1 protein-coding gene is annotated in these 324 nt (G+C 63.9%); it reads right to left on the minus strand.

Features of this window, described 5'->3' with window-relative positions:
- Nucleotides 1-324, minus strand: a 324-nt coding sequence (locus tag V5F48_RS25075) for a sulfurtransferase (RefSeq protein ID WP_394260663.1), incomplete at both ends; no start/stop codon positions are given.

A 324-nucleotide genomic window follows, 5' to 3' on the forward strand; every position in this document is an offset into this window, starting at 1 on the left:
ACCGGCAGGCCGTGCTTGCTCCAGGCGAGCATGGAGCCGTCATAGAGCATGACGTCCCGGTAGCCGAGCAGTTCGTGCAGCACGAACCACGAGATGGCGGAGACATGGGCCGTGTTGCAATAGGCCGCCACCGTCTGCTGCGGGCCAAGGCCGACGGCTGTATACGCGCGGGCGAGTTCCTCCTTCGGGCGATAGGTGCCGTTGGCGGCAAAATTCGCATCGAAAGGAAAGAGGGTCGCGCCGGGAATGTGGCCCGCCTTCGCGATGTTCGGGCGCTTCTCCAGGCCCACATAGAAGCTGAAGAACCGCGCGTCGAGAATGCCT

This window comes from Xanthobacter autotrophicus ATCC 700552, from assembly GCF_043194565.1.
Taxonomy (GTDB): Bacteria; Pseudomonadota; Alphaproteobacteria; order Rhizobiales; family Xanthobacteraceae; genus Xanthobacter; species Xanthobacter autotrophicus_F.